The organism is Chitinophaga filiformis, from assembly GCF_900102545.1.
Taxonomy (GTDB): Bacteria; Bacteroidota; Bacteroidia; order Chitinophagales; family Chitinophagaceae; genus Chitinophaga; species Chitinophaga filiformis.
The window spans coordinates 639,924-654,229 of sequence record NZ_FNBN01000002.1; the positions used below are offsets into that span (position 1 = coordinate 639,924).

Genomic DNA, 14,306 nt, shown 5'->3' on the forward strand with positions numbered 1-14,306 from the left:
GTCCTTATGTGTCTCTTATATTTTTTGTATTCATGATATAAATTTATTGTCCCTATTATTGCAGGACGGTTATGTGAGTTTTTACATACTTTACTTCTATACTACTCAACTGACAGGAAATGTTTCACTGTTAGAGAATTTCCGGTAAATATTTATAGCTATTTTATTTGTGAATTGTAGGCTAGCGGTTATGGAGTTCCAGGATTATTTTTATTTATATTACTCCACAAAATGAATTTTGTATCACATTAACCGGCCTTTTTTACTTTAATATTCTCTTTTAATTAAAACCGGCTGTTTTTAAATAAAAAAAAGAGCGGGGTGAGTGGTGTAGTGGTGAGCAATTGAAAAATTAGGATACATTTATCATATCACTTTACACAATTAACAATTTCAATTATCGGTTTTATGAAGATTTTCAAGGCGAAAATCAATTACTCCTGGTTTAAGGAAAACATCGGCATGATTGTCCTAATCCCCACAATACTGGGTGGTATCTGGCAATTAGCTGAATTACTGGCCTTGGGTACGCCTTACATTAGATTTTTTTCTATTTCTCAGTTGGTATCTGACGGGCTGCTAGTGTTGTCTATCTTGTCTTTTTGTATTTTTGGCGTCTTGCTTGTGGCTCGTACTGAAATCTTTCGTTTTGGCAGATTACTTTTCATAAACGAAGAGAGTCCTGAAAATTCTGGCAATACTGTGAATGATGAACATTTCTTTATAAAGGATGACAAAATTGATAAGCATGAGAAGATATTTAATTACATTTTATTCGCAGTGATGCTGGTTGCAGTCTTTTATTGGATATATATAGGCTTCTTCCGCCAACAGCTCAAGTATTCTGTTAATTGGAATAAAATCACACCTTCTGGCATTATCAGTTTTTTCATGTACTTAGGTAGCGCATTTATTGTCTTAGGCAGCCTCGTTATTAGTATATTGGCAATAGCCGAAAAGAAAGTGAATTTTAGAAATAAATACATTAGGCGAAGTGGTCCGCTGTTAGTCAGTCTAGTACTTATACCTGTGTTCTTTTTCGGTGGAAAGTCCTTACGTTTTTTTCACAATTCGTTTTTAATGCCTGATAACCTTAAAAACAGAGATTACATAGAACAGCAAATCAAGACTAATAATCCACGCCTTGAAGGCTGGAACATAGCTTACTACAATGATAAGTTTGTTTTTGTAGCAATTGAGGATTCCAGCTGTAAACAGCTGATTGAAGTTTTGGAGTTTGATGCGATGTTTTCTCCATTAACATCGCATTAACTAAATAGAGGTTGTGATTGCATAACTTAACTATACAATCACATCTCTATGCTTACAGCAAATACACAGCTCAGTGACGGCACCGCCAGTGTTACTGCTGAACATGCGACCTTCTTAGGCGGCTGTTATTATTGCCCTAACTGCAAGGGTGAGGTGACCTTAAAAAATGGGCTGGTGAAGATTCCTCATTTTGCACATAAAGCCGCCGCTTCGTGTGAGTATGCAGGTGAAAGTATGCTGCATATAAAAATGAAATTTCAGATATTTCAAACGCTGAATGCTACAATAAAATATAAGGTACGGGCCATTGAACTGGAAAAACCGTTGGGCATCATCAGACCTGATGTTTACATAGAAGGAAATAAGCGTAGGATTGGTATTGAGGTGCAGGCTTCAGTGCTTACTCCCTCGCAGATCCTGGAGCGTACAAGAAGGTATCACAAACTGGGGGTATATGTGCTATGGGTGGTGCCTTTTGAGAAAAAGCGCTTGATAACTTTTGACCCTAAAATTATAAGGGGACCAAGCCCGCTCTCCATCAGGCTTAAGGAGTACGAACGTGTCATATCTTACATGTATTATAAGACGCTTATTTTATGGAATGTTGAGCGCGATCCGGCAATGGGCTTTATGGCTTTCAAGCTAGAGGACAGTTATACTGATGCATGTGAGTACTATAACAGTGATCGTGAGTATCAGTACCATGCGCCCAGGCCACATAAGATGTTACGGATTATTGGTGATAAGGTGGATAGCCTACAATTGCCGGAGTTTGAGCCTACTGTTGGCAAGGAGTTTTCCATGCCGAAGGCAGGGTATACTTTGCCGCAGAGGTCTATATTGACTTATAGGTGGGAGGATTAAATCTGTATTCAATATGGGAATTAGTCTCGAATTCGCTGTAAATCGCATACGTTCTCTTTTGGAACAACCGGAAATTAAGAAACTCTATTATCCATTCAATAATTTTCCTGTCGTAGCATGCGATGATGCCTCTAGAATATTGAGTTATGTTCTTCGAGAAAAAGAGCTAGGTGACTGGGATGTTATATTTGGGGAGCAAAAGATTCCCTACGAAACACATGTATGGTTACAAAGAGGCGAGGTAATTATTGACATCACTGCAGATCAGCTCGATCCTACAATCAAGAAATGGATTGACACTACGGCCAATCCAGATTCCCCGATTAAGAAGTTCAATTATAAAGGATGCATTGCTTCGAAAGATGTTAAACAATCTTTAGGCGGATTGGGTACTGCCCGTGTTTTAAGAGAGATTATGGAAAGACTTTAAACAGGAAAGCATGGCTATACGGCCCTTCGTCATAACACCAACGGTTTTATAATGAAAGGTTGTATGGCTCGACTCGCGACGGGGTCAAAGCTGTGAAGGTGGTCTCTGTGAGTTGGAGATAACATAACGTTATGCGTGTAGAAGCTCGTTACATCTGGATTGTTTAGCTTACCGTCAAAATGCTGCTTATATAAGACAGAGAATCTATTGCCCTGATCGGTTAGTGGATGGGGGCTAAACCGTACGCTGTACATAACTAAATTAGCCACTACAGCCTGAATACAATTCCACAAAGTTGCTTCATTGAAATGGGCATCTCTGTCATGCTTGGTTTTATTGTAGGCATCGTACCAGTCAAGAGATGTTGTAGGATTTGACCTGTTCCAATTGAGAAATGGGGAAACTGGCGCTACTGTTGAATATGTTTTGAGCGTAAATTCAAATTCTTTTAAATAAAGCGGAGCTAAGAGTTTTACATAATCATTTGTATTGTATCTACCAGTTGGATTTGTTACGCCTCCCTTTCTCAAAAAATGTTTCCAGAAATTTTCCACTTCTGTACAAGCCAAAATTAATAGTTCCCGAGATTTATGCCCGTAGGTTTGAAGACCATTGGCGTCTGGATGAATATAACTGAATAGTTCCTCTAAACGTTCTATAAGAAGCAGAATAGCTAATTCAGAGCTCCTCTTCTCGCTTTCAATTACTTGTAAGGCTTGAAATGCGTCGGTGTTATAATATAGCCCTGGCCTCCAAACTCCATCAACTACATCGCCGGGAAGTTGGCTCAACGATTGGATATTTACAGCGCCAAAAGCTTTAGTCACCCAATCGACCAATGTTCCTGTACTCTTTTCTGTTGCTGAGATTCTAATCGATGCGGGATAAAACCAGCCGTCCTTTCCAAAAATGTGGATAAAGTGAGTCGGCGTTTCATAGGCATATCCACGAGGATTGTTCTGATGCATTAAAGGATCCCAACCCGGTAGTGTCGTTTTGGTAGTAGTATACGTTATTACTGACATGGTTTACTTAACAAAAAGGTTATTTAATTTTTGTAAACTTAACGCGTATTTAAAAAGAAGCTTTTTTTTTCGGATCATTATTAACAGCAATCATGGCTGCTACCTTCTCTGCAAAATTGGGAAAAAGCTCGTTGAATAAAGCTTGCTTGTCCGAAGGTATATCATTTTCTACTTCCAGCCCCGCCAACTTGATCACATCTGCTGTTGTTTCAAATCGGTTCGCAATCCTCTCCAATGTTTTGTCTGATGGCTGTGCTATGCCGCTTTCTATCTGCGAGAGCGCAGTCTGTGATATTTCTATCACAGCTGCGAAGTCTCGCTGGTTCATTTTAGTCTTTGTGCGTATATCTTTGATGGCTTTCGCTAAGTTCATGGGCTGATACATTTAAAGATATCTCCGACAATTTCCAGTAGAATACCTAATCCTTTCTTTCCTTTCGTTTGTTTTGCTTTTTCCCTCGCCACAAGCAGCTTCTGGTAAACGTCCTGTTCTGTCGTGGTCTTTCTCCTTTTATTTTCTATTGTAGTGATTGCACTTTCAATAAGTAGTAATAACTCATGTTGGTTTTGATCCATAACGATTTGTTTGAAAAGGTCAATGTGATGAATGTTGTTAATTTTTGGAAAAGCTGCGTGTAGCTATAGCTGTCACTGTCTTTTCCATCATTTGGGGTCACCTTAACTGAAGAAATCATTAGGGGTTTTAAAATATTAACCTCTGGACCACGCGGTAGGCTGGCTAAGTCTTTAAATAGCAGGGCAAGTTTATGTGCCTTTTTTTTGATGTATCTACTTATTCTGGAAAATAAAAGTTTTGCCAACTTATTCGAGCTGCTATGGGTTTGGGCCAATTCCTCTAGCAGTAAAGCATTTTGAAATATTAGAAAATCTCGATAAACGGACCGGGCAAAACGACAGGTTAAGACCATCTCAACTGAAACGCCGTTGGCTAAGTACTTTTTTAAAGTAAACCCTGGATCGGCGTCTTTTTCAAATGGGTTATTAACATTATCGGGCAGTGAATGTGGATGGACCGATTCAAGATCCTCCTCAACCTCCATCTTTGACAGAAGGATTGCCCGCAATTCTTCTGGTGGCATGATAGTTCTTTTGCCATCTCCGGTCATTCCTTTCAGGAATGCATAATGCTGTTTTAGATACTCGTAGTAGTCAAGTTGAAGGGTTTCTTCTGATAACGCGAGTTCCTTTATAAACTCAGGGAATAAATCCGGGAAGTCGTTGTGATTAAAGGATTGAGACAACAAAGCCGTTATTTCATCTACAAACGAGCCACCAGTTAAGGGTAAGGCCACATTCGCGATACCGGATTCCGTTGGCTCGGGCACTGATGTCATTTCAGGAAAGTGATCAGATGTAAGCTCAATATCTCCAGTGCAGCTAATCATTCTACATTCCGGAGCCTTTTTGCGTTTCCTATGAAAATGTCCCTTTGCCATGATTTGAAGTCGTAGAATCGTTGATTAAGTACTCCTTAATCAAAATATTTGTTTTTTTGAATGCAATGAGGGTAATTGTCAGGTGACTGTATGAAATATAAGCACGGTTTAAACAGCCTGCCTCCTGGAGGGATCTTAAAGACATCACCTCAAGGGATACTCTTATATTCTATAAAATACAAACTAGTTGGTATTTCCCAGCCTGTTAAAGTTCTATAATTTTGCCTTAAGATTGCACTAGGCAGGTAAGTCAAGTTATCTCCTGATAGCATATATTTTTCGCTCAAAATCCCCTAACCAAAACATAACCTCACTCTACTTATGCTACCAGTTTCTAGACATGCTATAAACTTGTTCAATGGAACCTACGTTCGATACGGAGTTATTGGCAGCATTTTTATTTGCCTATTTTCTATACTTTCAGCTTGCCGGAATCGTCCCAAAAGCCCTGAGCATTCTGATGAGAAGAGTTTATTATTTGATACGGTCCGAAGCGAAATAAGTTCCGATACATTCCTAATAATGCCACCGTCACAGCCTCAATCCCCCATTTTCTATATCTCGCTTGATACACTCTATAAATATTTCGATACGATTAGAATAAATAATAAAACATATTTCCTTGTAGAAGGTGATATACTTATGGACGAGCTGGAATTCCAGAGGCAAATGACCAGGAGAATGAGAGAATACTTACCGGAAGCCTTTCAGGTGTATCACGAAAAGGTGCAAAGGGTAATCATCGGGTATGATGAGCGGAATGCCGATACAATAAAGTGGAAGAAATTTCCAATACGATTCTGTATTGATAAGAAGTCGTTCTTGCCGGTTTCAAATGGATATGAAATTATAAAGAATGCAATAACAGTTGCTTCACGAGATTGGGGCAACCTATGCAAGGTTAAGTTTGACTATCTACCGGCATTTGATGAAAGGCCAGCTACGGGTGAAAATATTGACTTTGTTATTGAATATCAACCTAGCGGGTCCTCACGTTTTGTAGCCTCGGCTTTTTATCCCGACAGCCCTAAAAGCAATCGTCTATTGCGGATATACAGTGGATATTGGAATGGATTGCATGATAAAGCAGGAGTGCTAAGGCATGAGCTAGGGCATATATTAGGGTTTAAGCATGAACATTCTTCAAAAATGAACCTGGTGCCTTTACAATGTCGACTGAAATATGGTGAAGAATATTTTCCAGCATTGCCAATTACAGTTTATGATAGCTTTTCTGTTATGCATTATTTCTGTGGGGGAGCTGGCACTCATTCTATGTTATTCTCTAAAAGAGACACTGCGGGTTTCAGATTAGTTTACGGCTATTAAAAAATCTACATTATGAAAAAAATTAAAATGCTGTTTCTTGTTACATCAATACTATGTAACGTAACTTTCGCTCAGACTAGGATTGACACTAATCAGACATTATCATTCGATTTATTAGACCCTAATGGAAAGTTTCCTAGTGATTTTACCATAAAGAAGAATGTACGTCTGCGATATTTTATTGACAACATAAATAGAAATGTGTATGCAATATCAACAAATTATGAAGCCAAGTCTCTTTTCGCTGAAAAGCCCCCAATATTTGGTATGATATCGGACATTGATCTTACAAAAATAACCGCTGCTGTGAGTAATTCGGCGGGACTGACTGGCGATGCTTTGAGCACTTTAACGGAGCAAAGTAACGATGCAGAGAAGCTGGTATTAAAAAAATATGCCAATACTCAGGAAAGGGTTTCGGCATTGATAGATGCCTTTGTAGCAAAGAATACAAACCTGAAGAAGTTGAATGCACTATATCAATCATTAACAAGTATGCTACAAGATGGACAAAGTAAGTTTAAAACGCTTTATAATGAAAAGCTGAATGCCACTTACGCTGTATTGTCTACATCTTTTAACTATGTTAGTTCTTCTACAGATGAAGCTGCTCTGCTGGCAGCCCTTCGAAAAGCCAGTAGTGACCTCTTTGTTGACATAACTAAGGATTATAATGACCTTATAAGGAAGTATGGCGACTACAAAAATCAGCTTGCAGTTGTTGAAGTATTGGGAGCAGCAAAAATTAAGATGCTCACAGAATACAAGGCTAAAAAGAAAAAGTCAGAAAGCACTGAAAAGGAAGAAAAGGAAATAAAAGGTATTACTGAAGAATTAAGTTTTGAGAAGTCTGTATCGGAAGTTCTTAGTGAATTGGTTGGTGACATAAAGCTTAGCTATGCAAAAGTATCTGAAATGGAGCAGAAAGGTTTTACTGAAAATCTGACACTTGTATATCGAAGGATCAATCAGGCGAATTGGCAATATATATCCCCCTCTATAAAAGGACAGAAAGACGAGATAGTGGTAAAATTAAGTATAGAGCCTAAAGAGGGAAGTATTCATTCTCCAAATTACGCCCAGTTCAATGGGGAGTATACCGGAGATGTCTATGGCTTTAAAGTAAATTTTAGTACTGGTTTATTCGTCCTGATTGGGAAAGATCTATTTAATAGGTTTTACAGGATAGACACCATTGCTGGCGAACTGGAGAATAATATTATTGTTGAAAACGACAGAAAACAAACTGTGCAACCTGCTGTAGGAGCACTTATGCATTTCTATAATAAAAGACCCGGTATGTTTAGCTGGGGTGGTAACTTCGGTTTTAGTGTGAGCGACGAAACTAGACTGAATTATCATGGTGGCCTTTCTTTCTTATTTGGTCAAGAACAGAGAATTATTGCCAATATAGGAGTAACGCTAACTCGCGTAGAGGAAATAAACAGTGCCTATAAAGTAGGGCAACATGTTTCTAGAAGTTCGGGAATTAGTACAGTACCTGTTGAAAAATTTTACAAAGCCGGAGGTTTCTTTGCTATCACTTACAATTTATCTAACTAAGCCGCTGCAGGTTCGTTTTATGTACTCAGCGAAGCGGGGTATGAGAACAGCGCATTCATTTTCATTCTGTCGCTGGCCGCTTCGTATACTTAGCTAAAAATTCCTCCTTCGGGATAAGCTGCATATAATAAAGCGGCCTGCTTTCCTGTTCTCGTTTCCTGATCCAGTATAGTATGCCCTCGCCATAGTCAAGAAAAACCGGTGCAGTTGAACTAAGCCAAGCCAAACGCTTATGTTGCCAGGTGAAGTTTTTATACTGGTGTGTGGTTTGTTCTGCAAATGCTCGTTTGATGATTTCGTCTCTTTCCGAATAGGATCTGGTGAACGCTGGGCCATACTGACGATAATCTACTTTCTTGTAAAAGAGCGGATCTGATGCAAAGCCCTCTAAATCTACCTGGAAATCAAAATCATTGAGCAGCGGTGAGTTAGGGTTGGGTATATCTTGCAGTTTAATGTTGTGCTTGAATTGCTTAGCATTTACCACCCATATCAGCTTTTCATAGAAATTGTTACGACTTTCTATATCGACCAGCGATAGGTTGGAGTGCTGGAATTTAATAATAATCCCGTCTGGAGTTTGAATATCTGCCTGGTGATAATCTTCGGTCTCTTTCTTTGTTATGATGTTTTCCCGCCACCCTTGCGGGAACTGGTTTTGCCAGTCGAGGTGCCACTCGGTCATTTGTTCCCACCAAAGGTCACAGTCTTTGCGGCTTTCATGTGCCCAATGGTGTATCCTGATCTCTCCACATTTTGCGTTAAGCCCTTTGCCGCACCCTGGGCAGGTGCCTTTCAGACCTTTTTCCGGTTCTCTGCGTTGTCCGTTGACGTTGGCATAGCGTATCATTTGAGCAATTTACTGATGTAAAGGTACTCCGCAAAGCGGGTAATAGAAAGTGAGTGTTTTGATTTGATGGTTGTTCTAGAGGTAGAGTTTCTGATTTGGTGTACTGCAGTGACCTCCATCCCGCGTATGCGGAGAAGTTATTATTGGAGTGCCTCGCCGCCGGTGGCATCCCTATAAAAATTCGATGGGGATAATTTTTTTTAATATCCTGATTATCAGAAAAAATGCCATTTGGGTAATGCTTTGGCCTTTTTGGTGGTAAGGGTTCTTTGGCTTGCCCTGGATGTGCAATAAATGTTGTAACAATTATTGCTCGCTATGCGTTTATAGGTGGTGTAAATCCCTAATTGTTAACCTGATATGAAAACTAAAAATGCTTATGTTTTTGAAACGCTCGACAATTTGATATCTTTTGAACTTAACCCATCCCTGCATACGCTGCCTATTGAGCATGATGCTGCCCGGCAAAAGGTAGAGCGTGTTGCCGCCGAAGTGAAACGCTTACAGCTGGAGTTCAGGAAACAGTTTTTTAACCTGCCTGGCGAAAGCAAAAGCGCCGCCATGATTTCAAAAAGCTACGATGCCGTAGTGCTGCTCATTAACCGGGCCTATTCGTATACTCAGCATAAGGATATTGCAGCCAGCAAATTGCTGCCCGTTTTGGAAACTGCGCTGGCAGGCTTACAGGAACTGCGCCTTTTTTTGGAACAAAACTATGCTAAGTACTTAACTCCTGACAGGCTGGTGGGCATTATTGAACTGATGGATCTTAGGGACCTGATAATGAGCAAACGCCAGGCATTGTATGACATTATGATTGCGCAGAACAACCCCGATGAGCCTTGCCAGATTGTACTTTCGGCTTTAGACGATTTTTGTTTGAAGATAGCCAGCGGAGAAACCATTCAGCTGAAAGAGGCTGATTACTACAAAATGATTATCGGTAATATTGAAAATTATGCCGGGCAGGAAACGGCTTTATCTGATTGTCCATCTCTACACGAATTGTTGTTGTTCTGGAATCTGAACAGCAAGTTATGCATAAGGTACTTTTCTTACGGTATGGAGGCTTTTATGAAAGAAAAAGCGACTATTGAAGGGCAGTTGGACTACCTGCGGGATCAGCTGAAAAAAGTAAACGTGCTGCCGCAAAATCCGGGCTTTATTTATAATGCTGATTATCCCTCAATAAAAACTTATTTCACCGATTTTATTACTAACGAGATCACGTACTTGGAGAATAAAAACGTGGGCTTTTTGCCTAATGAAAAGTATAAGGCAGAAAAAGATAAGGTTACACCGTTTAAGGTAATGTGCAACTTGTCTGGTGATCAGATTAGCCTTTTACTGCGTGCCGCTGCTGAATTGAAGATGATTGTAGCCCGTTCTGTTACCGCTGTTTTTAATGCTATAGTGCCATTTCTGTCTACGGAACATCAGGCTGATTTGAGTACAGGCAATATGCGGGTGAAGAGTTACCAGGGTGAGGACCGGGATAAGGATGTGGTAATTGGAAAGCTTCAACAGATGATTGAACTGATTAAAGGATTTTAAAAGTGTCCGGCTTTGGTGCCGGACACTTTTTTTTATACTGTGATGCCGTAAGGTTCCGCAACAGGCTTCTTTGCTGGTGATCACCGCTGATCTACTATGCGGCAATTCCGTAACGGCGGTAACATGTTTCAATACTGATGATTACGGCCGGTTTTTCTCTTTCTTTAATTAAGTGAGGTGCAAAGGCTTCGGCTATGCGTTTCATACTGATCTTGCAGTATTTCTGCGTGCTTCTGATTGTTTTATGGCCTAACATTCGGCTCACGATCTCTAAAGAGAACCCGTAATGGTTTAGCATAATGTGCGCAAAAGTATGCCGGGCTAGGTGAGTATGCAGCTTATTTTCAATTTTACAGTGCAGCTGAAGGATTTTTAAATATCCGTTATAATTCTGATTGCTGGGCACCGGGAACAGCTGCCCGCTGGCCTGACATTCCGGATCATTTTTGTAGATATCCATGATTTCTTTGACAATCGGCGTGATCGGCACCATTTCATCAATTCCTGTTTTGCCACGCTCACGGCATAGGAAAAATACACCGGTGGATGGTTCCTGATAAATATTGTCTTTATTCATTGCTTCCAGATCTTGAAAGGCAAATCCTGTATAGATTTGAGCCACAAAGCAATCTCTTATTCTTGCTACAGGTTTAATAAGATCGGTAGCGTTGATGATGGCCTGAATTTCATGATCTTCCAGTGGTTCTATATCGCTATCCTCATCCGCAGTGCGATAATAGGCTATAGGGTTAACTGTGAGTATGCCTTTAGCAACAGCATGGGTAAAAATCTGCTTGGTGTTTTTTACCTGCTTGTTTGCCGCTCTGTGCTCTAACTTTTCTCCGTTTCTATCAACGGTAAGATACAGGTAAAATTCCTCTGCAAAAGCGGGCTCAAAATGGCGGAGGTCCATATCATACTGTTTCCCTTGCTGGATGTATTGTTCTTGCTCTGCTGTGTTGCGCTGTTTTTTACGACTGGTAAAGGGCTTTTGTCCCGTCTTTTTGTAGGTTAAATATTCTATGAGTTTATTGCGGGTGGCCTTCCATTGTTTCAATGTTTCTGCTGAGCGGTGTTCTACATTTGCTTTTGGCAGCTTGGTTTTTTTCTCAAATTCCAGGATAAATTCATCTATAAGGTTGAGTAATGTGTATTTTGATGGCCTGCTGCTGGTCGTTTCTTTTGTGTAATATTCTGCTTTCAACTGCTCCGGTGTAATGGTAAGGGATCGCTGTTGGAGTACTTTGAAATGTGCTTTCAGTATTTCCTTAAAATCGTTGAGTTCTTTTTGTTTGAGGTCGTAATCCGGGCAGTTTGCTTTCAGGGTGTTTGTTGTGCGATCCCAGTAATCGGGATGCACTTTAATGCCTGCGCCCATATCTTTCTCCTTACCGTTAATGTTTATGCGGCATTGCAACGGAATATAGCCAGACTTTTTACTTGCTTTACCCTGACGGCAGATGAACATCAGATTTAATTCTTGTTTGCTGTTCATATTAATACGTTTGAGCGTTAAAAATGATCAGCTACCGAAATGAAAAATCTTTGTAGAAAGCGGCTGTAGTGGCGAGGTGGCCGTATTTTGCGCCTCTTTTTTGGGCCACCATATAGGCCACCGTTTTGGATGGTTTTTAGGCCGTTTTGCCGTTTTTTTGCTTGATGATGGAAAAGTGGAGTTTGAGTAGAATAGCCACCAGAGCGGGTTGGAATAAAAAAAAGGCGTTCGTAGTGAACGCCTATCAGAAGTTGTGATCCCGCTGGGACTCGAACCCAGGACCCATACATTAAAAGTGTATTGCTCTACCAACTGAGCTACGGAATCATTCCCTTTTTGTGATTGGGATTGCAAAGGTATAAAATATTTCATTCCTTCCAACTTTTTGACAACTTTTTTTCAAACAATTTCACAAAACCCGCCACAGACAAAATAAACCATCATATCTCATTTCCCCCTATTTTTGCATTTGAAAAAAAATCATAATGCAAGATAAAGTCGTGGTTATCACAGGAGGTACCTCCGGAATAGGAAAAGCGCTGACGATAGCATCTCTCCATTCAGGCGCCAAAGTAGCCGTTTGTGGCAGAAAGCCCGAAACACTGCAGACATTAGAGAAAGAACTGGCATCCGGCAACCTCTATACCTATACTGCCGATGTAAGTAAAGAAGAGGATTGTAAAAACTTCATTGAACAGGTCATCGCCCGCTTAGGTAAAATAGATATCCTGATCAATAATGCCGGGATCTCTATGCGCGCATTATTTGACGATGTAGACCTCAAAGTGCTGAAACAGGTGATGGATATTAACTTCTGGGGTACTGTTTACTGTACAAAATATGCGTTACCGTCTATATTAGCGAACAAAGGAACCGTTGTAGGTGTATCTTCTATAGCAGGTTACAGAGGTTTACCTGGCCGTACAGGATACTCCTCTTCCAAGTTCGCCATGCAGGGCTTCCTGGAATCACTACGTACCGAACATCTGCATACAGGCGTCAACGTAATGTGGGTATGCCCGGGCTTCACCAGTTCTAATATACGTAACACAGCATTGAACGAAGAAGGACGCAGCCAGGCAGAAACACCACTGGATGAATCAAAGCTGATGAGTGCAGAAACAGTAGCTGCAGCTATACTGAAAGCAGTATCCAAACGCAAACGCACACTTGTTCTTACAGGTCAGGGAAAGATGACAGTGCTGCTAAGCAAACTGTTTCCAGGACTGCTGGATGGTATAGTATATAATCATTTTAAAAAAGAACCGGGTTCGCCGCTTAAATAATGATGTTAAGCTGTTCAGCGCCAATAGCTGATTACAAGGCAATTAGCATGAACAGCTTAACTTTAATCTTTTACTTTTTATTCTATTATTTTTTGCTTATAAGCGCCCCAAACCCCCGACCCCGGCCCTTTTATAGTTATTCACATCTGAACAAGTAATTGGCTGTTTAGTCGCAGCAACATGCAGATTTTATATTTCTTTGCATTACTAAACAACGCCAATGCCCCAATGGCATTCTTTTTGGGTAATTGGTATTCATTGAAAACATGTCCATAATAACACTAACATCAGATATAGGCTTACAGGACTACCTGGTAGGCGCCATCAAAGGGCAGCTGTGGCAACACTGTCCAGGCGCTCCTGTTATGGACATTACTCATCAGATATCTCCTTTTAACCTGCCACAGGCCACTTACATCTGTAAGAGCTCCTTTGCTTATTATCCACCACGTACATTCCATATTGTACTGATTAATCTGTTCGACCGTAAAGCAGATCACGTGCTGCTTGCAGAACATAACGGACAATATATAGCCTGCGCGGATAACGGACTGATAACTATGATTGCGGGAGGAGCTCCCACAAAGGTGATCAAACTGCCTTTATATAAAACACAGGCCAGGGATACATTCTCTATTCTCCAACGCTTCGCCGAAGCCTACAGGGAATTGCAGAACGGTAAACCATTGGCTGAACTGGGCGAATCAGCTACCGGGTATATCATCAAAAACAACCTCCAGCCGATGACCGGCCAGGATTATATCGACGGACAGATCATTCATATCGACAACTTCGAAAACGTAGTCGTGAATATCACCCGCCAGCAGTTTGATGACCATCGCCAGAACAGGCCATTCTCCATCTACTTCCGCCGTGATGAGGTGATTACACAACTTTGTGAAACCTATGCGGATGTACCGGAAGGGCATAAACTGGCACTCTTCAACGCCGCCGGCTATCTGGAAATCGCCATTAACAAAGGAAACGCTGCCGGCCTCTTTGGTTTACAGGGCTTTACCCGCGACCAGCTGACCTCCGGCTACCAGAAACTGTCCTTCTACCAGACCGTTCGTATCATCTTCGGCTAAACCAGCCGAAGTCCCCCTCCTATTGCCCCAACTTCTCCTGCCCACTGTTAATCAAGCACTTTCCAGTACTATATTTTCCCCCTCCACCCAGAA

Annotated in this window: 13 protein-coding genes and 1 tRNA gene; 8 read left to right on the plus strand and 6 right to left on the minus strand. The window is 40.8% G+C overall.

Annotated features, from left to right (window positions below; genetic code table 11):
• Positions 1-408: 408 nt before the first annotated feature.
• Genes BLR32_RS09095 through BLR32_RS09105 form a run of 3 tightly spaced genes read left to right on the plus strand, consistent with a single transcriptional unit; the run spans position 409 to position 2,566 of the window.
• Entirely contained in the window at positions 409-1,272 is an 864-nt protein-coding gene (locus tag BLR32_RS09095; RefSeq protein ID WP_089830839.1) for a hypothetical protein, read from the plus strand.
• Positions 1,273-1,320: 48 nt separating this feature from the next.
• Complete coding sequence (locus tag BLR32_RS09100; RefSeq protein WP_089830841.1) at positions 1,321-2,136, plus strand: competence protein CoiA; 816 nt, start codon at positions 1,321-1,323, stop codon at positions 2,134-2,136.
• 13 nt (positions 2,137-2,149) lie between these two features.
• Complete coding sequence (locus BLR32_RS09105) at positions 2,150-2,566, plus strand: hypothetical protein (RefSeq protein WP_089830843.1); 417 nt, start codon at positions 2,150-2,152, stop codon at positions 2,564-2,566.
• Between the two features lie 29 nt (positions 2,567-2,595).
• Here the strand turns inward: BLR32_RS09105 and BLR32_RS09110 are convergent, their stop codons facing one another.
• The 3 genes from BLR32_RS09110 to BLR32_RS09120 all read right to left on the minus strand — a co-directional run bounded on the left by BLR32_RS09110 (position 2,596) and on the right by BLR32_RS09120 (position 5,048).
• A complete protein-coding gene (locus tag BLR32_RS09110; protein WP_089830845.1) occupies positions 2,596-3,591 on the minus strand; it encodes a hypothetical protein in 996 nt (331 codons plus the stop codon).
• A 49-nt stretch (positions 3,592-3,640) separates the two neighbouring features.
• The gene (locus BLR32_RS09115) at positions 3,641-3,964 is read right to left on the minus strand and encodes a helix-turn-helix domain-containing protein (RefSeq protein WP_176842215.1); all 324 of its coding nucleotides are present in this window, start codon (positions 3,962-3,964) and stop codon (positions 3,641-3,643) included.
• Positions 3,965-4,109: 145 nt separating this feature from the next.
• On the minus strand, positions 4,110-5,048 hold the full coding sequence (locus BLR32_RS09120; protein WP_143011410.1) for a hypothetical protein: 939 nt from the start codon (positions 5,046-5,048) through the stop codon (positions 4,110-4,112).
• Between the two features lie 681 nt (positions 5,049-5,729).
• Between BLR32_RS09120 and BLR32_RS09125 the strand changes: the two genes are divergently transcribed.
• A complete protein-coding gene (locus BLR32_RS09125) occupies positions 5,730-6,377 on the plus strand; it encodes a zinc metalloprotease (protein ID WP_143011411.1) in 648 nt (215 codons plus the stop codon).
• 12 nt (positions 6,378-6,389) lie between these two features.
• Entirely contained in the window at positions 6,390-7,940 is a 1,551-nt protein-coding gene (locus tag BLR32_RS09130; protein ID WP_089830854.1) for a hypothetical protein, read from the plus strand.
• Positions 7,941-8,001: 61 nt separating this feature from the next.
• Here the strand turns inward: BLR32_RS09130 and BLR32_RS09135 are convergent, their stop codons facing one another.
• Entirely contained in the window at positions 8,002-8,790 is a 789-nt protein-coding gene (locus BLR32_RS09135; protein ID WP_089830856.1) for a competence protein CoiA, read from the minus strand.
• Between the two features lie 360 nt (positions 8,791-9,150).
• On the opposite strand from BLR32_RS09135, the gene BLR32_RS33990 reads away from it, so the two are divergent.
• The gene (locus tag BLR32_RS33990; RefSeq protein WP_089830858.1) at positions 9,151-10,344 is read left to right on the plus strand and encodes a hypothetical protein; all 1,194 of its coding nucleotides are present in this window, start codon (positions 9,151-9,153) and stop codon (positions 10,342-10,344) included.
• A gap of 94 nt (positions 10,345-10,438) precedes the next feature.
• Here BLR32_RS33990 and BLR32_RS09145 read toward each other — a convergent pair whose 3' ends face one another.
• Together BLR32_RS09145 and BLR32_RS09150 are read right to left on the minus strand one after the other, a co-directional pair.
• Positions 10,439-11,839: a site-specific integrase gene (locus tag BLR32_RS09145; RefSeq protein WP_089830860.1), complete on the minus strand. Its 1,401-nt coding sequence runs from the start codon at positions 11,837-11,839 to the stop codon at positions 10,439-10,441.
• 254 nt (positions 11,840-12,093) lie between these two features.
• A tRNA-Lys gene (locus BLR32_RS09150) sits at positions 12,094-12,166 on the minus strand.
• 158 nt (positions 12,167-12,324) lie between these two features.
• On the opposite strand from BLR32_RS09150, the gene BLR32_RS09155 reads away from it, so the two are divergent.
• Complete coding sequence (locus BLR32_RS09155; RefSeq protein ID WP_176842216.1) at positions 12,325-13,125, plus strand: SDR family oxidoreductase; 801 nt, start codon at positions 12,325-12,327, stop codon at positions 13,123-13,125.
• A gap of 266 nt (positions 13,126-13,391) precedes the next feature.
• Positions 13,392-14,213, plus strand: coding sequence for an SAM hydrolase/SAM-dependent halogenase family protein (locus BLR32_RS09160; protein WP_089830864.1), 822 nt, complete (start codon positions 13,392-13,394; stop codon positions 14,211-14,213).
• Positions 14,214-14,306: the final 93 nt, after the last annotated feature.

Bases quoted from the DNA above. Each gene is read 5' to 3' on its own strand.
- BLR32_RS09125 (WP_143011411.1), top strand. From the start codon at position 5,730: ATGAGAGAATACTTACCGGAAGCCTTTCAGGTGTATCACGAAAAGGTG.
- BLR32_RS09135 (WP_089830856.1), bottom strand. From the start codon at position 8,790: ATGATACGCTATGCCAACGTCAACGGACAACGCAGAGAACCGGAAAAA.
- BLR32_RS09105 (WP_089830843.1), top strand. From the start codon at position 2,150: ATGGGAATTAGTCTCGAATTCGCTGTAAATCGCATACGTTCTCTTTTG.
- BLR32_RS09130 (WP_089830854.1), top strand. From the start codon at position 6,390: ATGAAAAAAATTAAAATGCTGTTTCTTGTTACATCAATACTATGTAAC.
- BLR32_RS09120 (WP_143011410.1), bottom strand. From the start codon at position 5,048: ATGGCAAAGGGACATTTTCATAGGAAACGCAAAAAGGCTCCGGAATGT.
- BLR32_RS09095 (WP_089830839.1), top strand. From the start codon at position 409: ATGAAGATTTTCAAGGCGAAAATCAATTACTCCTGGTTTAAGGAAAAC.
- BLR32_RS09115 (WP_176842215.1), bottom strand. From the start codon at position 3,964: ATGAACTTAGCGAAAGCCATCAAAGATATACGCACAAAGACTAAAATG.
- BLR32_RS09155 (WP_176842216.1), top strand. From the start codon at position 12,325: ATGCAAGATAAAGTCGTGGTTATCACAGGAGGTACCTCCGGAATAGGA.
- BLR32_RS09145 (WP_089830860.1), bottom strand. From the start codon at position 11,839: ATGAACAGCAAACAAGAATTAAATCTGATGTTCATCTGCCGTCAGGGT.
- BLR32_RS09160 (WP_089830864.1), top strand. From the start codon at position 13,392: ATGTCCATAATAACACTAACATCAGATATAGGCTTACAGGACTACCTG.
- BLR32_RS09110 (WP_089830845.1), bottom strand. From the start codon at position 3,591: ATGTCAGTAATAACGTATACTACTACCAAAACGACACTACCGGGTTGG.
- BLR32_RS09100 (WP_089830841.1), top strand. From the start codon at position 1,321: ATGCTTACAGCAAATACACAGCTCAGTGACGGCACCGCCAGTGTTACT.
- BLR32_RS33990 (WP_089830858.1), top strand. From the start codon at position 9,151: ATGAAAACTAAAAATGCTTATGTTTTTGAAACGCTCGACAATTTGATA.